The organism is Streptomyces sp. NPDC093089 (assembly GCF_044754405.1).
Lineage (GTDB): Bacteria > Actinomycetota > Actinomycetes > Streptomycetales > Streptomycetaceae > Streptomyces.
In genome coordinates, this window is the sequence record NZ_JBIVPA010000022.1 from 61,977 (window position 1) to 80,131 (window position 18,155).

The 18,155-nt window shown below is 70.1% G+C and carries 19 protein-coding genes and 3 pseudogenes; 13 read left to right on the top strand and 9 right to left on the bottom strand.

Translation table 11 applies throughout. The features are described from left to right. Positions 1-195: 195 nt before the first annotated feature. Positions 196-1,059, top strand: coding sequence for a hypothetical protein (locus tag ACIQFX_RS36425; protein WP_402472260.1), 864 nt, complete (start codon positions 196-198; stop codon positions 1,057-1,059). A gap of 126 nt (positions 1,060-1,185) precedes the next feature. Further along, the gene (locus ACIQFX_RS36430) at positions 1,186-1,911 is read left to right on the top strand and encodes a dienelactone hydrolase family protein (protein ID WP_402472262.1); all 726 of its coding nucleotides are present in this window, start codon (positions 1,186-1,188) and stop codon (positions 1,909-1,911) included. On the opposite strand, the gene ACIQFX_RS36435 is transcribed toward ACIQFX_RS36430, so the two are convergent. Then, positions 1,901-2,068, bottom strand: coding sequence for a hypothetical protein (locus ACIQFX_RS36435; protein ID WP_402472386.1), 168 nt, complete (start codon positions 2,066-2,068; stop codon positions 1,901-1,903). The genes ACIQFX_RS36430 and ACIQFX_RS36435 overlap by 11 nt on opposite strands. A gap of 18 nt (positions 2,069-2,086) precedes the next feature. On the opposite strand from ACIQFX_RS36435, the pseudogene ACIQFX_RS36440 reads away from it, so the two are divergent. Next, positions 2,087-2,218, top strand: a pseudogene (locus tag ACIQFX_RS36440) (transposase); the annotation flags it as partial. A 51-nt stretch (positions 2,219-2,269) separates the two neighbouring features. Continuing rightward, positions 2,270-2,577, top strand: a pseudogene (locus ACIQFX_RS36445) (transposase); the annotation flags it as partial. Between the two features lie 40 nt (positions 2,578-2,617). Here the strand turns inward: ACIQFX_RS36445 and ACIQFX_RS36450 are convergent. Then, entirely contained in the window at positions 2,618-3,112 is a 495-nt protein-coding gene (locus ACIQFX_RS36450; RefSeq protein WP_402472264.1) for an HIT family protein, read from the bottom strand. 679 nt (positions 3,113-3,791) lie between these two features. On the opposite strand from ACIQFX_RS36450, the gene ACIQFX_RS36455 reads away from it, so the two are divergent. Continuing rightward, complete coding sequence (locus ACIQFX_RS36455; RefSeq protein ID WP_402472267.1) at positions 3,792-4,622, top strand: class E sortase; 831 nt, start codon at positions 3,792-3,794, stop codon at positions 4,620-4,622. Positions 4,623-4,666: 44 nt separating this feature from the next. Here ACIQFX_RS36455 and ACIQFX_RS36460 read toward each other — a convergent pair. Both ACIQFX_RS36460 and ACIQFX_RS36465 read right to left on the bottom strand, forming a co-directional pair. Next, positions 4,667-5,071 (bottom strand): annotated as a pseudogene (locus ACIQFX_RS36460) (transposase); the annotation flags it as partial. A 284-nt stretch (positions 5,072-5,355) separates the two neighbouring features. Further along, entirely contained in the window at positions 5,356-5,643 is a 288-nt protein-coding gene (locus ACIQFX_RS36465; protein ID WP_402472269.1) for a hypothetical protein, read from the bottom strand. Positions 5,644-5,756: 113 nt separating this feature from the next. Here ACIQFX_RS36465 and ACIQFX_RS36470 point away from each other — a divergent pair, with 113 nt between their 5' ends. After that, on the top strand, positions 5,757-6,722 hold the full coding sequence (locus ACIQFX_RS36470; protein WP_402472271.1) for a HEAT repeat domain-containing protein: 966 nt from the start codon (positions 5,757-5,759) through the stop codon (positions 6,720-6,722). Positions 6,723-6,895: 173 nt separating this feature from the next. On the opposite strand, the gene ACIQFX_RS36475 is transcribed toward ACIQFX_RS36470, so the two are convergent. After that, on the bottom strand, positions 6,896-7,531 hold the full coding sequence (locus ACIQFX_RS36475) for a TetR/AcrR family transcriptional regulator (RefSeq protein ID WP_402472272.1): 636 nt from the start codon (positions 7,529-7,531) through the stop codon (positions 6,896-6,898). Positions 7,532-7,608: 77 nt separating this feature from the next. Here ACIQFX_RS36475 and ACIQFX_RS36480 point away from each other — a divergent pair, with 77 nt between their 5' ends. From ACIQFX_RS36480 to ACIQFX_RS36490, 3 genes are read left to right on the top strand one after another with little or no spacing between them, the layout of a single operon-like run. Next, a complete protein-coding gene (locus ACIQFX_RS36480; RefSeq protein ID WP_402472274.1) occupies positions 7,609-8,463 on the top strand; it encodes a class I SAM-dependent methyltransferase in 855 nt (284 codons plus the stop codon). Continuing rightward, positions 8,460-9,173 (top strand): IS5 family transposase, encoded by a 714-nt coding sequence (locus ACIQFX_RS36485; RefSeq protein WP_402472277.1) that lies wholly within the window; start codon positions 8,460-8,462, stop codon positions 9,171-9,173. Before ACIQFX_RS36480 ends, ACIQFX_RS36485 begins: the two co-directional genes overlap by 4 nt. After that, positions 9,100-9,441, top strand: a complete 342-nt coding sequence (locus tag ACIQFX_RS36490) for a DUF5713 family protein (RefSeq protein WP_402472279.1) — start codon at positions 9,100-9,102, stop codon at positions 9,439-9,441. The genes ACIQFX_RS36485 and ACIQFX_RS36490 overlap by 74 nt, the downstream gene beginning before the upstream one ends. Positions 9,442-9,492: 51 nt before the next feature. On the opposite strand, the gene ACIQFX_RS36495 is transcribed toward ACIQFX_RS36490, so the two are convergent. Continuing rightward, on the bottom strand, positions 9,493-9,972 hold the full coding sequence (locus ACIQFX_RS36495; protein ID WP_402472281.1) for a resolvase: 480 nt from the start codon (positions 9,970-9,972) through the stop codon (positions 9,493-9,495). A gap of 103 nt (positions 9,973-10,075) precedes the next feature. On the opposite strand from ACIQFX_RS36495, the gene ACIQFX_RS36500 reads away from it, so the two are divergent. Next, the gene (locus ACIQFX_RS36500; protein WP_402472283.1) at positions 10,076-11,326 is read left to right on the top strand and encodes an MFS transporter; all 1,251 of its coding nucleotides are present in this window, start codon (positions 10,076-10,078) and stop codon (positions 11,324-11,326) included. A gap of 452 nt (positions 11,327-11,778) precedes the next feature. On the opposite strand, the gene ACIQFX_RS36505 is transcribed toward ACIQFX_RS36500, so the two are convergent. Continuing rightward, positions 11,779-11,991, bottom strand: a complete 213-nt coding sequence (locus tag ACIQFX_RS36505) for a hypothetical protein (protein WP_402472286.1) — start codon at positions 11,989-11,991, stop codon at positions 11,779-11,781. 92 nt (positions 11,992-12,083) lie between these two features. On the opposite strand from ACIQFX_RS36505, the gene ACIQFX_RS36510 reads away from it, so the two are divergent. Then, entirely contained in the window at positions 12,084-12,800 is a 717-nt protein-coding gene (locus tag ACIQFX_RS36510; protein ID WP_402472288.1) for a hypothetical protein, read from the top strand. A gap of 11 nt (positions 12,801-12,811) precedes the next feature. Here the strand turns inward: ACIQFX_RS36510 and ACIQFX_RS36515 are convergent, their stop codons facing one another. After that, positions 12,812-13,909 (bottom strand): ArsR/SmtB family transcription factor, encoded by a 1,098-nt coding sequence (locus ACIQFX_RS36515; RefSeq protein ID WP_402472290.1) that lies wholly within the window; start codon positions 13,907-13,909, stop codon positions 12,812-12,814. A 213-nt stretch (positions 13,910-14,122) separates the two neighbouring features. Beyond that, positions 14,123-14,923 carry a M23 family metallopeptidase gene (locus ACIQFX_RS36520; protein ID WP_402472293.1) on the bottom strand — a complete coding sequence of 267 codons (801 nt, stop codon included), beginning with the start codon at positions 14,921-14,923 and terminating at the stop codon, positions 14,123-14,125. A gap of 232 nt (positions 14,924-15,155) precedes the next feature. Here ACIQFX_RS36520 and ACIQFX_RS36525 point away from each other — a divergent pair, with 232 nt between their 5' ends. Further along, entirely contained in the window at positions 15,156-16,379 is a 1,224-nt protein-coding gene (locus ACIQFX_RS36525) for a hypothetical protein (protein ID WP_402472295.1), read from the top strand. A 51-nt stretch (positions 16,380-16,430) separates the two neighbouring features. After that, positions 16,431-17,717 (top strand): hypothetical protein, encoded by a 1,287-nt coding sequence (locus ACIQFX_RS36530; RefSeq protein WP_402472298.1) that lies wholly within the window; start codon positions 16,431-16,433, stop codon positions 17,715-17,717. Positions 17,718-18,155 lie beyond the last annotated feature (438 nt).

Sequence of the window (18,155 nt, forward strand, 5' to 3'; positions counted from 1 at the left end):
CTCAACGGTGTCCGGCGTCTTGTCGCCCTTGGACCAAGGCACGCGAGTTCACGGAATCCTGAGCCTGAAGGAGCTTGACCTCGGCCGACGGTAGCGGCTCGTGCGGTCGTGCCGAGCAAGGCCCCACGCGTTCAAACACCTGATCGGATGGCCGTGAGAGTCCTATAACATGACCGGCTGTCTGGGAGGGCGCACATGAACGACAAGAAGCGGAATCTCATTCCGTGGGTAGTGCTCGTGGCCGCGGCCGGCGGCCTGGTCGCCTACCGCACACCGTGGCTCGACCCGAGCCGCTCCGAGCTCCCCGGACCGGCGAGCGCATCCAGGCCCGCCCACTCGGCCTGGCCTCCATCCCCGGCCCTGCCCACGACCCCGCCGAGGCCGGTGGCCGATGCGGCGCTGCCGGGCGGTGGCACGTTCATCGGAAGCCGGTGCGGTTCCAAGGGCTTCCACCACTTCACACCGCCGGTCACACCCGCCCCCGACCCTATTGGTCGGGGCGAGCGGCAAGGGGGCGGAACACCAGGACCGCAGTTGGTCCTCGGCTCCTACGGCTTCGAGCGAAACGGGGCCCACGACCGGGGAAAGTTCACCCTCGGCCTGCTGCTGGCCCCTGGCACGGAGCGAGTGCTCGAACTGTCGAGCCCGCTCGGCCCGGAGGGCGTGGCCGTGGAGATCGAGGGACCGCAAGGGATCGTCGGCGGCGCGTACGGCCTGCCGACCACGTCCTCCGACGACGGGGCCCGACCCCCCGACGGCAAGATCCGCATGACGCCGGACAGCGGCGGATCAGCGGTGGTCATGCTCCCCGCGCAGGCGCTGTGCCCGGGATACGACGGCTTCGCCCTCCAGCAGATGCTCGAGGCGCCGATCGACTCCTCGAACACCACCATCGGCGAACCGCCCTACCGGCTCACCGTCTCCATCTCCGACCCTGCGATCGGCGCACTCCGACACGCATCCGGATCACCCCTGACCGGCGACGTCCTGAGCGCGGACAACCGGATCGACCCGGAGCACGACGCCTCGGCCGACGACCCTGCGGGGACGTCGGTCTGAGTTCCTCTCAAGCCGCCCCCGCCCCCGCGCCGCTTGAGTTCTAAGCGATGCAGTCGGGACAGACTGCTGTCTGCCATCGGTGAACACCACCCCGAGTGGGCGCAACGGTCATTACCGTCCAGTCGCATGACGACGGTCACAACCCGTACGGTCGAATACCCGGCCGACAACTTGACGATGATCGGATACCTCGCGCTCCCGGCCGGTGCCGAGCGCCGGCCCGCAGTCCTGATCGGACCGGAGGGGATGGGGCTCAGCGATGTCGAGCGTCGGCGGGCCGAGGCTCTGGCCGAGCTGGGGTACGTGGCGCTGGCCTTCGACCTCCACGGCGGACGCTATCTGGAAGAGCCAGAGGAAATGCTGGCCCGTTGCATGCCACTGCTCGCCGATCCCGACCGCATGCGAGGGATCGGTCACGCCGCGCTCAACGTGTTGCGTGCCGAACCACGGGCCGACCCCGACCGGACCGCCGCCATCGGCTACGGCACCGGGGGCGCAATCGCACTGGAACTCGGTCGCGATGGCGTCGACCTGCGCGCGATCGGGACAGTCAACGCACTGACCACGGGCCGACCGGGCGAGGCGGCACGCATTCGCTGCCCGGTATGGGCCGGGGTCGGGTCGGAAGACCCGATCATGCCGCCCGCGCAACGGGAGGCGTTCACCGCAGAGATGCAGGCCGCGGGCGTCGACTGGCGCCTCGTGGTCTACGGAGGAGCCCTTCACGCCTTCCACCACCCGCCGGTCGACCACCCCGCAGTTCCCGGCGTCGGCTACCACCCACAGCACGCACAGCGCGCCTGGCGTGACATCATCGCCCTGCTCACCGAGTGCCTGCCCGTCACGGATTGATCCGATCGGCTCCTGATCCCCATTCCTGCCTGCCGTCGTCCTCTTCGTCCGGCTCTGGGGCATCCGGGTCGCGCAGCGGGCGCAGGGCACCGGCGGCCAGGGCGGAGGCGGTGAAGCTGTAGCGGCCGAGCAGGCCGGGGCGTTCCCCTCGGATCATCTGATCGTTGGTTGATGTGTGTTGTTGGCTGACGCCCAGTGCGCGAGGATCGAGCCGTTGCTGCCGGACCGGACGCCGAAGCGGGGCGGGCGGTGGCGGGACCACCGGCAGGTGATCGACGCGATCGCGTTCAAGTACCGCACCGGCACTCCGTGGATGGACCTGCCCGAACACTTCGGGTCGTGGGAGGGCGCCCACGACCGGCCCAGGACTGCCACGGGTGTGGTCCTAGCCGACAGGCGTATTCGTCTCGGGCGATCCGCAGTCGTCTCCTTCGGCGCGGGATCAGAGCGGTGACTCCGCAGCCGGCCGACCAGGCCGCGAACCGCAAACGGCGCGGCTGGCTCGGCGGCCGTCCGCCGGCCTTCGACCGTAGGACATGCAAGCAGCGGAACACCGTCGAGCGGTGCATCAACAAGCTCAAGCAATGGCGCGGCCGTGCCACCCGCTACGACAAGACCACCACCATCTACCTCGCAGCACTCCACATCGCCGCCATCTTCATCTGATCAGCGAGATGGTCCAATAGAAACTGCCGGACGCTGCCGGTCATCCCGGCCCGAGCACACCCCGGGCGATGACCGCCTCCCGCAGACGTGCGGCCATTGAGGCCGCCTGCTCCGGCGACGGCGTGAGAACACCGCTTTCCGTCATCAGAGCGTGAAACTGCTGCTCAGCATAGGGAACTCCGGGTGGTAGGGCCGCGATGTGCCAGTGCAGATGCGCATTGCCCTGCTGGCTACCGAGCGAGTACAGGTACGTGCGCTCCGGCCCGTAGACCGCCTCGACGGCGAGGGCGATCTCCCGGACGAACAGCATGAGCCGGCTGTAGGCCGCCCCGTCCAAGTCGCGCACGACGTGCTCGACGTGCGCCTTCGGTGCGACCAGGACTTTGCCCGGCAAGGTGGGCCACCTGTCCAGGAACGCCACGTGATCGGCATCCTCAAACACTGTCGCATGCGAGTAGTCCGGGTTTCCCGCCAGGAACGCACAGACAAAACACGGGCCGCTCCGGGTCCGCTCGACATACGCCTCAAGATCCATCGGCTGTCGATCCGTCGGCACCGGCGCACCTCTCCATAGGGGTGCACCAGTCTGCCGCAGCCCTACGCGCTGTACCGGCTGGCTACGTAGGTGAGAAGGGGTTCCGGCTCAACTTCTGTGGTGTGCCGCTTCGGCGGCAGAGGATGTCGGTCCGACACGAGTCCGATGTACCAGCTTCCAGGTCCGGCAGGCAGCGATGACCGCAACCGCGGCTGCGAACGCAGTGAGGAAGCCGACCGCGATGGGGCTCTTGCACCTGGCCGTGATCACGACCAGGTAAACGAAGACAGCCCAGTCCCACCAGGTTCGCTTCAACGTCTCTGCCCCGCCACTCACGCCACTCATGGCACTTCCCGGCGAGACAGGAGCCCACTCGGCGTAGTGCGCCACTCGGCGTTTGCGCATCACAGAAGCTGTGCCTGAGCCAGAACGGGTTCTGGCTCAGGTTCCACGCAGTGGCCACTCTCAGTGACGGCTGAGTGCCTGCGGGGGGTGTTCAAGGTCGCCCAAGAATGAGCCGAGGTCGCCCAAGAACGAGCTGTGGTCAAGGCAGCCCGGCTGGCATTTCGGGGCCGAGTAGACGCCCGCTGATCGCCGAGGCGCGCCTTTTGTTCGGGAATACGTATTCGTTTTCCAGTGTTCTGGCGGCTGACGACCGTCGAATACCCTTCGGAAGGCCATGCAGACACTTCGAGGCGCCTGTTGCGTCCTTGCCGCGACCGTCACAGCCGTACTTGTCGGCTGCTCGGCGGCGGATGGCGCAGGTGGTGTGGCCACCACGTCCCGTACGGCCACCTCGTCCACCGCATCCACCTCCTCCACCGCATCCGGCACGTCCACCGCATCCGGCACGTCCACCGCATCCGGCACGTCCACCGGATCCGGCGCGCCCGCCGCATCCGGTACGGCCGACACGGCACCCGCAGGCTCCGCGTCCACGTCACCAGCGGTGCCCCCGGCGCCATCGCTGCAGGCCCTTGAGCCCGACCCCAGCAAGCGGTCCCGTGCCGCGGTGATGGCCATACCGTCGATAGGAGTCGAGAAGCTCACCGTAGTGCCCTATGAAGGGACGACCGACGACCCGGCGGGCACCCGCATACAGGATCGCGGCGTGGCCGCCAGCCCCTACGGGAGCCGCGGCGGCGTCGGTCCGGGAGAGACGGGCAACTATCTGGTGACCGCCCACCGGCTCTCCGCCGGAGGGCCCCTGCGCGACCTGCCCGCGGTCGACGTGGGCGACAAGGTCTTCGTCACTTTCGGTGACGCTGTCTACGAGTACAAGATCACTGAGACGCGGGAGACGTCCTTCCGCTCCGCCCGCTCCCTCGCCGAGCAGCGCGCCGCGGTGCCGGGTGAGCCGGGCGAGAAGCCCACCCGAGCCATGATCACTCTCTCCACCTGCGCGACGCCGGAGGACAACGCGGTGGGCAACTTCTGGCGAGACGCCCAGGGCAACCCGGAACACCGCATCGACAAGATAGGCGTCCTGACGGCGACCCGTCCGGCTTGAGTCGAGGGCGAGGAAAGCGAAGGGACCAGGTTCTGTCCGGTGGATCATCGCCGGAGCCGGAGCCGGAGCCGGAGTCTGATGGCTGCTGTGGTGATGGTGCCGTGGAAGATGTAGGCGCGTTTGTCGTAGCGGGTGGCGACGGCCCGGTGGTGTTTGAGCCGGTCGATGGTCCGTTCGACTTCGTTGCGACGCTTGTAGAGCTCGCTGTCGAATCCGATGGGCTGGCCACCCTTGCTGCCACGGCGTTTGCGGTTGGCCCGCTGGTCCTTGGGCTCTGGGATCGTGTGCTTGATCTGGCACCTTCGCAGGTGGCCGCGGTTGCGGCGTGAGCCGTATGCCTTGTCGCCGCTGACGTGGCCCGGCCTGGTGCGGGGATGCCCTCCACCAGGTCGGACAACACGAATCCGAGCAAGGACTTCGGTGAACCGGGGTGCGTCGCCCCCTGGACCGCGGCCGGCATCCGTCTGAACGTCCTGTCCAGCGCCCACCTGCGAAGTGCTGGAGCAGGCCCACCGGCTGCCGCGGCGCAAGGAGGTGTTCGCCAAGGACTCCTCGGTCGCGTACCGCCGGGCGAACGCCTTCACCGCGACTCCTCGCCGAACGCAGCGACAAACTCGGCGGCCTGCTCCGCCGCGAGGGCGGCCGGGAGTCCGGCCGAGCCAGGAGATGTGCCGGAGGAATGCCTTCGCCCCGCCGGGACGCCGGCGGGGCGAAGGGGATCTGGGGAGGAGTGTCAGATACGGACGCGGTAGCCGGGGGCTCTGGTGCCGGTGGCGATCACTCCCTTGGTGCCGGTGGTCAGGTCAGTCGTATTGAGCCAGGCGCGGACGGCCCCGTTGTCCTCCACCACCTGCTCGCGCACCTGCAGCCGCTGTGCGAGCGCGACCCGCGTTCCTTCCGGTAGCGCGTACCGCTTCCACCTCGGCAACGGGTCCAACGCTGCGACCGCCGCCAGGATCCGCTGCTGTACGGCTCCCGAGTGCTGGTAGGCGTGGCCGGACATCACTGACCGCACTGCCACCGGATTGCGCCTCCGCCGCCGCGGCGATCTCCTTCGTGTGGTCCGCTGGCGCCCGCTGCTGCCGACGCCGCACCCCCACCGCTTACCGTGCGCGAGCTCGTTAGCATCTCCCCATGGCGACCTTCGTGCACCTGACACCCGCCGCCTGCGCGGCGGGCATTCGGCGGAGCGGGATCAAGGCGAGGGGGGAGCGGCGGGGGGTCTACCTGTTCCCCGTCCTGGCCTCGTACGCGCTGACGCACCAGTGGCTGCGGGAGCTGGCCCGGCGGCCTGGGGCGCGGGGGATCGTCGCCGTGCAGGTGCGGCTGCCGGACGGGGAGCCCGTGGCCGTGGGGCGGTACGGGCGGAGTTTCGACGAGGTCACGGCGGCCGAAGCGGTGCGGCACATAAGGGAGTTGGGGGACGGGGCGCTCGGGTGGGAGGTGTTCCTGCCTCGGGCGATCGCGCGGGGCGAGGTGCGGCAGGTGCGGGCGGTGCGGCAGGTCGCCGGGTGGCGGTACTTCCCCGGGGCCCATGGGGTCACGCCGTGCGTCTGCGCGGGGTGCGTCCAGCCCGGCGCGTACGGGTCCCGGCGGCTGCGGGAGCGGCGGCCGCACCCGTTGGACGGGCCCGCGCCCGCCTCGCGCGTACTCCTCGCACGGCTGGAGCGGGCCGAGGCGCGGGCGGACACGGCCGCGTTGCGCGACACGCTCCAGTGGTACGGGCTCCGCCGGCGCGGCCCGGTGGAACGGCTCGCGCCACTCGCGGGCCACCCGGACGCCCGCGTCCGGCAGGGGCTCGCGCGGGCGGTGGCCCACTGGTCGACGCCGGGGGCGGACGAGCTGCTGCGGGAGCTGGCGGGCGACGCCGTGACCGACGTACGGCAGACCGTCGCCGAGGCCGTCGCCTATCGGCGTACCGAAGCCGCCGCCGCCCTCCTCACGGCGCTCGGCCGCGACCCCTCTCCCGCCGTCCGCGACGCCGCCGTGGAAGGACTCGTCGAATGCGGGACACCTGCGGCGGAGGCCGTGCTCGCACTGCTCGCGGACGACCCCGACGCCACCGTACGCACGACCGTGGCCCTGCTCACGGAGGAGTGAGCAGGGCCGGGTCCGGTCCTGGCTGCCGGCACTCCAGCGGCCAGGCATCGTCCCAGGTCGGACACCAAGGTCCTGCTGGAGTACCAGGGTCTGTCTCCTCGATCACCATCAGAGCCCCCGATGCATCGGCGCTGGCCGATTGCGGATGATGTCGCCCTCAAAGGCCGAGTTACTCAGAGCCCGTTGTCGACCAACAGCTGAGAGCCGAGGGTGTCGTACGCCCATTGCTCCCACTTGGCCGGTGGCCACGCGCGGTCGCGAGTGAGGACCAGGAAGAGCTCTGGACTGAGAATGGCGTAGAGGATGTCCGCCGCTTCTTCGACGGGGATGGCGGGGCGGGCGCCTGGTTTCATGGTCAGGGACTTCGCCGCCGTCGCGATCACTGTGTACCGCGGGTCTGCCTGATCCGGCCACAACTCTCGGATCTCCGGGTTGGTTGCCGTCGCGGCGCGGACCATCTCGTTGATGGCCGCGACGCGTTCGAGTGTCCTGCGGGTGCCGGCGACCAGTGCGGCCAGTGCGGAGTCGGCGGTAGGCGCGGCCGTGACCTCCATGAACCAGGGGCGATCCATCGTCGGCACGGGTTCGTCGTCGCCGGCGATCGCGACATCGACAAGTTCCTTGAGCAGCGAGGGCTTGTTGCGAAAGACGAAGTAGACGGTCTGCACCGCCACCCCTGCCCGGTCGGCGATCTCCTGCAGCTTCGTCGCCCCGTAGCCCTGCTCCACGAAGAGCGCGCCGGCCGCCTCGATGATCCGTCGCCGTGTCTCCTGAGCCTTGCTGCTCTGCTTCCCCTTGCCCGCAACCATGACTGGAGTCTATATCTAGAAGTGAACTCTAGAGTTCACCTCTAGAAGTGAACTCTGACATCGTTGGAGGGCAAGCCGTGCACACGATCGCCAACCGTCAGCAGGCAGAGGCATGGAACGACTGGGAGGGCATCCTCTGGGCCGAACACGCCGAGCGTTACAACGGGATGATGGACTCGTTCAACACGCCCCTCTTCGCCGCCGCGGACATCACAGCCCAGAACCGGATCCTCGACGTCGGCTGCGGCACCGGCCAGACGACGCGCCTCGCAGCGCAACGGGCCTACGACGGAAACGTCGTGGGTATCGACCTGTCCGCGCCGATGCTGGAACGTGCCCGCCGTGACGCAGCCGCGGAAGGTCTCGACAACGTCACCTTCGAGCAGGGTGACGCACAGGTGCATCCATTCCCCGACCGCGGATTCGATGTCCTCATCAGCCGCGGCGGTGTCATGTTCTTCGCCGACCACGTCGCAGCCTTCACCCATCTCAAGCACGCGCTCGTGCCCGCCGGCCGCCTCGCGTTCCTCGGCCCACAGCCCGCGGGCCCGGACAGCGCCTACGCCCGCGCAACCGCCGCACTCTCGCCGTTCCTGCGCGAGGCATCCCCCGCCTCCAGGGGCATGGGGTCGCTCCTCGACCCGGCGCGCATCCGCCAAGTGCTCGCCGCCGGCGGGTTCGCCGACATCGAGGTGGATCCAGTCGAGGCGCCCATGACCTTCGGCGCCAACGCGGGCGACGCCGCCGACTTCGTCTTCTCCATGGGCCCGACGCGCTACAACCTGCGCAATGTCGACCCGAGCACCATCACCCGTATCCGTGCCGAAGTGCATGACGCGCTCACGGAGTTCGAGACCGCAGACGGTGTCTGCATCCCGGGGGCAGTCTGGATCGTCACAGCGACGCGTGAGCGTAACTCTTCGGGCGAGTGACGCATCGTTCCGGAAGCGATCAGCAGGGGGATCTGACCGACGACGAGTGGGCGCTGCTGAAACCGCTGCTGCTGGCGAGCAACAACCGGTGCGGTCGGTGGCGGGATCACCGTCAGGTGATCAGCGGCATCATCCACCGGTTGGGCACCGGCGCGCAGTGGCGTGAGCTGCCGGAACGCTTCGGGCCGTGGCAGACCGTTTGCAAACGGCACGCGCTGTGGTCAGCCGACGGCACCTGGGAGATGCTGCTTCAGCATGTCCAGGCCCAGGTCGACGCCGAGGGCGGCATCGACTGGGACGTCTCGGTCGATTCCGCCGTGATACGTGCCCACCAGCACGCCGCCGGAGCGCCGAAGGCGGCTCCGCCCCCCCCGCGGCCCTCAGAAAGGGCTGCAGAGTCCACTTCAGGGCCTGCGGCGCCTGCTGGCGGAGGCCGTGAGGCAGGCGAGTGTCCGGGCCGCTCGCGTGGCGGGTTCACCACCAAGGTCCACCTGAGCGCGGAGTGCCGTTGCCGCCCGCTGCCGGTACTGATCACACCCGGACAGCAGGCGGACTGCACTCAGTTCGAATGGGGGGTGTTGTCAGTGGGGCCGTGCATGATCGGCGCGTCAGCTTTCGCGGAGGTAGGAGAGTGCCATGCCGATCACAAACCAGCAGGTAGTGGGACACGCGTTCTTGCGGCAGATGTACGACGACTCGTACTTCCCTGATCACGTGGTCGACCAGGGGAAGGCGATCCTGCTGCGGCTGTGCGAACGCGTTGAGGTTGAGAATCCGGCGGACCCGGAGAGCTTGTATGCACTCACCCAGGCTGCAACGGAGGAGTTCAACCTGCTGGACAGCGAGTTCGTGGCGGCCGGAAGCGAGATCGAGACGGTGGCGCGGGAGTGCATCTGTGACGAGTTCCGCTTCGTCGCGTCGGCATACGGTTTCACGGAAGCGGATGCGGAGGAACTGACCGCCGGCCGGGACTGGTGAATGAGGGGCGTGACCCGGATGCGTCAGGAACCCGCCACAGGATGATCTCGGTTACTGGTCGAGATCGCTGACCCGGTTCGCATACATGCGGCGGGCCTTGCGCTGTGCCGGAATGGCTCCGGTCCCGTCCAGGCTCTTGCAGTGGTCGAGGAGTTGGCGGTGGAGCGCGGGTGCGACGGTGACGCGCAGGGTGTAGCCCGTGCCGCGCCGTACGGCCTGGCCGTGGTCGAACGTGGCGCGCTCGGCGGGCTCCAGGTCGGCCGTGCGGAGGAAGTCGGCGATCTTGCCGGGCATGTCGAGGGTGATGGGAAGCTCCGGGGCCGGGACGGCATCGGCGGCGTGCCCGGGCAGGAGGTCGGCGACGGCGGTACGGATGGCGCCGCGGCTGACGTAGTGCTCGCGGGCCAGAGCGGCGATGGAGCGGCCCTCCAGGTATGCGGTGCGTACGTCGTCGGTTTTGTCTGCCGGGACAGCCGGGCGGCGCCTGCCTTTGTGCCCTTGGACACCCGGCGCACCTTCGTTTGCCGACACCGGCCTTCAGGGGATGGAACACGCGTCGGGCCTGCGTCGCCGTCAGGACACGCGATCTTCGTACGACTGCGGCGGGTTCTGCGGCGCTGTTAGCCTGCGGTCCATGATCAAAGACGGTTTGACAGGTCGAATAGGCCGGATGGCGGGGGACAGCGGGCCGGAGCGCGTGCTGGTCGCCGCCAGTTTCGTCAACCGGGTCGGCAATGGTCTGTTCAACGCGGCGTCAGCACTCTATTTCACCTTGGTCGTGGGTCTGCCTGCGGTGCAGGTCGGCGCCGCGCTCACCATCGCCGGAGTGATCGGCTTGTGCGCGGGGATACCTGGGGGGCATCTCGCTGACCGGCGCGGCGCACGCGTGATCATGATGCTGGCCCTTGTGGTCCAAGCGGTATCGATGGCGGCTCTCGTCCTCGTCGAGAGCTGGGCCGCGCTCACGATCATCGCAACGGTCGACCAGATCGCCGCGGCGGTCGGAGGGGCGGCGTGGGGGGCTCTGGTGGCCCGGGTCGGGGGTGAGCGACCGGCCATGTTCCGGGCGAAGCTGCGCACCTTCGTCAACCTGGGCGTCATCCTGGGAACGATGGGTGCCGGGCTAGCGCTGGCCGCGGACACCCGCGGCGCCTATGTCACGCTGATTCTCGGCAACGCGGCGAGCTTCGCCCTGTGCGCGGTGCTGTTGCTCCTGCTGCCCCGCTATCCGGTGCTGGCGGCGCCGCCGCAGCAGCGGCGCTGGCTCGTCTTCGCGGACCGCCCGTTCCTGACGTTCACCGCCCTCTACGGGGCCATGGGACTGCAGTACCCGGTGGTCTCCCTGCTCCTGCCGATCTGGATCTCCGAGCACACCGAAGCGCCGCGTTGGACGGTGGCCGCGCTGTTCGGAGTCAACTCCGCCTTCTGCGTACTGATGCAGACCAGGATCGGCTCCCGTATCGAGACCCTGGACGACGGCGGCAGGGCGTTTCGCACCGCGGGGCTGCTCTTCCTCGTCAGCTGTCCGATGATGGCGCTGGCGGCGTACGCCCCTGTCTGGGCGGCAGCGGGACTGGTCCTGGCGGCGATCTTCGTCCACAGCCTGGCAGAGGTCTGGGAGTCCTCGGCGGCCTTCGCCCTGGGTTTCGGTCTTGCCCCCGACCATGCCCAGGGCCAGTACCAGGGTGTCTTCGGCCTCGGCTTCAACGCGGGCCAGGCTCTTGCCCCTGCGATCCTCACCACGGTGGTACTCGGCCTCGGCACGGCGGGCTGGCTGCTGCTGGCGTTGTTCTTCGCGGCGCTGGGTGCTGCTGGTCCATCTCTTGCCCGCTGGGGTATGCGGACCCGGCCGCAGCCGGGCGTTGCTGCGGAAGCGACGAGATGACCAGGGAGTAGGTGTCAGGAGCCTTCCGATAGGTGTGGATTCTGCGGGAGATGTACGCCTTGTCGGCCCGCACGAGGTCGGGGCGGACGCGTGGCCGGCCCGGCTGATGCGGGGTACGCGGACCTTCTCCAGTACGGGTTCGAACCGCGGCGAGTCCCCGCGCTGTCCTGCCGTGATCACGATCGACATGGGTTTCTGGCCCTGCTCGACGGCCAGGTGGAGCTCGGTGGTGAATCCGCCGCGCGACTGTCCCAGCCCATGATCATGGGGCTCGGTGAAGGCGCCACCCGGTGGTTCCTTCTACAGGTCACCCCGCTTGCGGGCCCCGGCCGCGTGCTGGTGGGCGCGGCAAACCGTGGAGTCGACGCTCAGGTCCCAGTCAACGAGGTGTGACCGTTCTCGGCGAAGCTTGACCGGTGCCGACATCGGGCTCGGCCTGAGCTTCAGGCGCGCTAGAGGATCCGGCCCCACCAGGACTGCCGTGCAGGGGGCGCCGGGGTCTCGGTGGTGACGGGGCCGAGGCGGCTCTCGACCGGAATGTCCCACTCGATCAGAGCGCCGGGGAACCAGGTGACCGGCTTGGTGTCTCCACGAGTGTTCGCCCAGGCGGCGACTTGTAGGGCGGCCTGCCGGTCGGGCAGCAGACCGCGTTCATCGGTATCCACTCCGAGGTGGAGCCTGCCCTCCTCGTACAGGTCGTTGCAGAGCCAGGTGTGGAGCAGGCCGCAGTCGTAGCCGAGTACCCCCAGCCGAGCTCGTGCCCGCCCTCGGCCACTTCCCGGGCGGCCTCGCCGGCGCCCTGACCGTCGAGGTGGGCGAGCAGTACCGGTTCGTCCGTCCCGGCGGCGCGGATGTCGGCGGCGAATCCACCTACATGTTCGGAGGGCACCAGCAGGGCGTACAGGCGTGCCTCCACTGGCAGCTGGAGAGGCAGGCAGGCCGCGAGTGCCTCCTGCGCCGTGCCGAACCAGCAGTCATCATCCGGAAACCGGTTGATCAGGCAGTCGGACGCCGACGTCAGCCGCTCCGTACGGGGCAATCCCGCGACCGTGAGCCGCTCCGGCACCGCGACGAAGTAGCCGGCGAGCAGCATCCTGCCGGGCACGTCAACGTCGGAAGGAAGACCCTCAATCATGCCCGCACCGTACCTGACCTGCGACGTCAAGGTCCGATAGGTGTTGATGTGGTCGGCCGTGCGGGCAAGGACCCGGCGGCCCTCGGCAGCCGGGTCCTGCTGATCTCTGAAAGGTCAGGTGCCGTCGTTGCCTGCCCTGATCATGGGTTCGCCGCAGCGGACCTCTGGCCGGCAGAAGGCGAGAACGCCGCCGTCCTGGCCCGCGCCGGGATCGAAACCACCGCCGTCGACTTCTCCGCCGTGCGGGTCGTACGCGCCCGCAGGTTCCGGGCCGACGAACCGCGCCTTACCTTCGTCCATGCCGAGGCATGTGCCTGCCTGGACGAAAGCACCAGCTGATGAGATGCGATCTACTCGACCTGGGGCGCCGTCTGGTTCACCAACCCCGAGGAGCTGTTCCCGCGGATCGCCGCACGCCTCGCGCCGGGCGGCGTGCTCCCCTTCTCCCACCGCGAACCGACCGCCAGGGCCCCATCGAGTAGTGCCTCGCCCAGCCGGGTCCTGTGATGGAGCACCCGTACGCCCTCACGGTGCGACAGCAGCAGCCCTGCGTCACGGAGCACCGATGCGTGCCGGCTCGCCGTGGAGGGGGCGAGCCGCAGTGCGACGGCGAGGTCGGTGGTGGTCATGGGGCGGTCCAGCATCCGCAGCAGCTCGGCGCGCGAGGGGCCGATGAGCTGCGCCGCCGGGCCGGTCGGGGTGCCGCGCCGACGTTCGAGCCAGCCAGGTGCGGGCGCGAGGGGATGGACGAGGACGGGCGGCAGCGACTCGTTCACCAGGGCCAGCGGGGCGCGCACGCAGAAGAAGGCCGGCACCAGGGTCAGCGCCCTGCCGCGCAGCAGCAGCTCACGGTCCACGGGGTACGGGGCGCGCAGCCGGCCGTGACGGTACTCCCACCCGGGCAGGTCGTCGTAGCCGGTCAGCATGCCCTCCGCGCCATGGGTAAGTGCCGCCTCGGCGCGCTGCGCCCGGTCGGACGCCGCATGGGCCCGCATCGCGGGGAGGTACGGCTCGACGGCAACGCGGTAGTAGGCGCGCAGCGAGTCGCCGAGTCGGCGCAGCGTCCGGGGGCAGCCGTCGGCCAGCAGTCGCACGCCGGGGGGGACCGGGCCTCGGGTATGGGTGTGGAGCCGGGTCAGTTCGGCGAGGAGCCGTCGGCGGGGGGTCGCGAGCAGCCGGTCGAGACCGGCCTCAATGTCGAGGTCTCCGCGCCCGGGTGTCAGGAAATCGGGGAAGTAGGCGCCGTCGGGGCACAGTCGCATGAGGTCGTGTGCGGCCGGCAGTAGTCCGGTGCGGCGTAGCGCGGCGCCCACCTCTCGGCGCCAGGGCCCGAAGGTGAGCGGGGCGGTCCGGTTCTGGAGGAGATGGAGGCTGAGCGCGGTCTCCCAGAGCGGGTCCACGCCGGCGGCCACGCGCAGCCGGACCAGCTCCTGGTTGGTGAAGTCCACCCGAAGCACTGTGCACCCCCAGGAAGTCAGGGGCGCCTGATGGCGCCGGTCCGAAAGTCTACGCGCGTTGAGATCTAGGTGTGGGCATGTCATGAGACTTTTGCCGGCATGCGCCGCCGCGGCTCGGTGCGTGCACCGGCGGGACCGCCAGGGCTCCCCGCCCCGACGGTCCCGCCGGTGTGCACTGCCGCGGCTCTACGGCCCGGCGCCGCGTCAGCAGAGCGGCACGCCGGGGAGCTGGGCGCTGGGGTGATCGATGTAGATGTTGCTGATGAAACCGTTCTGATCGCGGAGCTTGCTCCACCAGTTGTTGGTGTAGCCCTCCGCGTTGACGGTGTCGCCCTGCTTCTGGCAGAGCACGCGCACGGCCGTCGGGCCGCCCAGAGTGGTCACGACCGCGGCGGACAGCCGCGCGTCGGCACGGACTTGGACGCCACTGCCCCAGGTGGTGAACGGGGCGCCGCTACCGCCGCAGCCGTTGTCGCTCGTCAGGTACGCCTGGTTGTAGCTGCCCGGGTAAGACAGCCCGGCACCGTTGATGACGATGTTCTGGCCCACGCCGTTGTAGAGCTGCTCGTAGTGGATGTGCGCGCCGGAGGAGTTGCCGGTGCTGCCGGTGGTGCCGACCTGCTGACCCTGGCTCACCCAGGCGCCGCTGGCCACCGAGTACGCGGCCAGATGGAAGTAGTACGTCTTCCAGCCGCCACCATGGTCCACCACGATGTAGTTACCTGCACCGCTGGGCTGGGAGTACCGGGTGGCCGTACCCGCCGCCGAGGCGAGCACCGGGGTGCCTGCCGTCGCGCCGCCGTCGGCGCGGACGAAGTCGAGGGCGCGCCGGACCTCCGCCGAGTGATGGCTGTAGGTCCACCGCTGCCCGCAAGGGAACGGCGCCTTGAAGGTGGGTGCGGCCGTCACCGCCGCCTCTCCCGCGTGTGCGGGGGAGACGGAAAGACCGGCCAGTGCCAGCAGCGCGGCAGCGGCCAGTGCCGGAAGGCGTTTGAGGAACCTCACGACTGCTCCTAGGTGGTGGGGGGGGTGCCGGGCTGCGACGCTCCGGACGGGGGTGCTGTGAGACGTCGGGAACGTAGCGGGAGGGCATGGCCCTGACAAGCGCGCCTCGTGCTTCTTCGACCAGGAACGAAACCCTTGCGCCGGAGCGCTGTCCCTCCCCACGCTGGCGTCCGCGCACCGGATGCCCGACGCCCCGTCAGCCGTCACCACGCCACCGAGGAGCCATCGACCCATGCCCTGGCATCACCGGCCCTGCGCACCGCGGCGGCACGGTGCCCTACCGGCCATTGCCGCGCTGTTCGTCCTGCTCGGAGCCCTGCCGGCCGGGACGGCCGCCGCCTCTCCCGCATCCCACCGGGCGCCCGGTTCCGTCGTGGAAGCGACGGCCGCCGGGAGGACGGACGCCCGCACCGTGCCCGACATCCCCGCCGGCACGACCGCGGGCGTCGCCGTGTACGACCGGAAGACCAGCAGGTTCACCGAACTCCACGACCCCGAGCGGCAGTTCCGGTCCGCCTCGCTGGTGAAGCTGCTGCTCGCCCTCGACGTCCTCGGCGACGACGGCCCCGCCGCCCTCCCCGAGGCCGACCGGGTGCGCCTCACCGCCATGCTGCGCAGCAGCGACGACGCCGCGGCCGGCCACTACTGGACCACCCGAGGAGGGAGCGCCCTCGTCACCCGCACCGCCTCCCGCCTCGGTCTCACCGGCACGGCCCCGCCGCCCGCATCCCACCCCGGCCACTGGGGCCACACCGCGACCACGGCGGCCGACACCGTCCGCGTCTACCGTCACATCCTCGACACCGCACCGGCCCCCGTGCGCACCTTCATGGTGGACGCGCTGCACTCGGCCACCCGCTGCGGGAACGACGGCTTCGACCAGTACTTCGGCATCCCCTCCGCCTTCGACGGCCCACGGGCCGTCAAGCAGGGATGGTCCGGCTTCACCTCCGGCGGCTGCACCGCAGCCCCCGCTGCCCGCGCCGTCCCGAAGCCCACCCCGGCAACTGCCCCCGACACCCGCGTCGCCTCCCTGGACCTGGTGTCCGAGGCGCTCCACACCACCGGCACCGTCGGCCCCGACGACCGCACCGTGGTCGCCGTCCTCACCCTCCACCCCGACGGCACGCCCTACGGCACCGCGTACGGCAAGGTCACCCGGCTCACCGACTCCCTCGACGTACCGGGCGCCGTCCGCCCGGCGGGCACCCGGTTCGGCACCTGGGGCAGCGGCGTACGCGTCCGGGCAGCGGCGCACACCGGATCCGCCCATCTGACCACCCTCCCGGCCGGGGTCGAGGTCCTGGTGGGCTGCCGGCGCCGGGGCGAGCGCGTCACCGTCCCTCCGTACACCAACGACTGGTGGGCGTACCTGCCGCAGTACGGCGGCTGGATCACCCAGATCTACATCAGCTCGCCCGCCGACAAGTTGCCCGGCGTCCCCGACTGCCCCTGACCCCTCTCCCGCGCACCGTCCTCACCCCCCACGACCCGAAGGAGGCACACCATGCGCCGAACCGGCAGACCTCGCTCCGGCCGCCGCCTGCTCGTGCTCGCCGTCTCACTGACCGCCCTGTCCGCCTTCGCACTCGGCTTCGGTCCGGCCGGCGTTCAGGATCCGGCAGCCCATCGCGCCGCGGGGCCGGTGACCTGGCGCGCCGATCTCAAGGCCGGCTCCGGTGACGAGGTCAACATCATCCGCGCCGGCGGCTCCCTGCGACTGCGTGACGGGCGTCTGCGGCCCGCCTCGGTCCGTACCGGCCAGGCCCAGGGCACCACCGTGCTGCCCGCCCGGGTGCTCGACCAGGCCGTGAACCGCATCGCGGTCGACCTCGACGCCACCTCGCCCGCCGGCACCAGGACGGCCGTCGACGTCCGCGGACGCGACGGACTCGGACGATGGACCGAGTGGCGCGAGGCGCGCGCCGGCGAACCCGCCGTGCTGCCCCGGGCCGTCACCGAGGTCCAGGTCCGCCTCACCCTCGTCGGCACACCGGCAGGCGCCACGCCGGAGATCCGCGGCCTCGGGCTGAGCGCGGAACTCGGCGCGCCCGCCGCCGATGCCGGGGCGAGCGGTGCGGCCGCCTCGGCCGCCGCCACTCAGTTCTCCGCCCGGGTGTTCGCCACGCGCGAGGGCCTGGTCGGCGGGACCACCGCCAACGGCCACGTGATCGTCCCCAACGACCACTTCGTCGCCCTGCCGTCACGGCGCGGGCTGTCCCCCAAGGGCAGCGCCCAGTACTCCGTGCGCGTCTGCGGCCCGGCCCGGTGCGAGACCGCGCCGGTCTGGGACGTCGGCCCCTGGAACACCCACGACGACTACTGGAACCCCTCCTCCGTCCGCGAAACCTTCAAGGACCTTCCCCAGGGCAGGCCAGAAGCACAGGCGGCCTACGAGAACGGCTACCACGGCGGCCTCGACGAATTCGGCCGTCGGGTGCTCAACCCGGCAGGCATCGACCTGGCCGACGGCACCTTCTACAACGTCGGCCTCAACAACAACGGCTGGGTGACCGTCACCTACCTCTGGACCGGCGACGCCACCACCCGGTCCTTCCCCACCTGGGGAACCGGCGTGAACATCCGCAAGCAGGCCACGTCGGCGTCCACCCAGGTCGCCCAACTCTCCGGCCCCACCACCGTCCGCGTCCAGTGCCAAGTGCACGGCCAACTCGTGCAGGTCGACGGCTACAGCAACGACGCCTGGTCCTACCTGCCGGACTACGGCGGCTACATCTCCAACATCTACATCGATGTCCCCGAGGGCTGGCTCCCGGGCGTCCCGACCTGCTGAACCACCCCGTCGGGCCATGAGGACGGCGGCACCGGGGCCCGGGTTGTCCGTAGTGCCGCAGTGAGCGGCAACACCGCGGACGCCACGGCCTGGCGGGACTCCGCCCGGCCATCGTCTGCGAGAGCGTGGCGGTGCCGGCCGACGGCGCCCACATCAACACCGGGCTCGTCGTCCCGCACCGCAAACGCCCCGGCAGGGCCCTCCTGCCCGGCGAGGAGGAGGACAACGCCGAACAAGGGAACCACGTCCACGGAAGCTCGTCCGACACTCCTTCGGCCACGCACCCAGAGCCGGGCGGGGCGCACCCAGTTGATGACCAGTAGGCCTCAAGGACCAAGAGGGAAGGGGCTCTGTCATGGGTGCCATCAATGACGGAGTCGAAGGAGCCGAAGTCCTCGCGCCACAGCGACCAGCACACCATGTTGACGTGAGCATGCA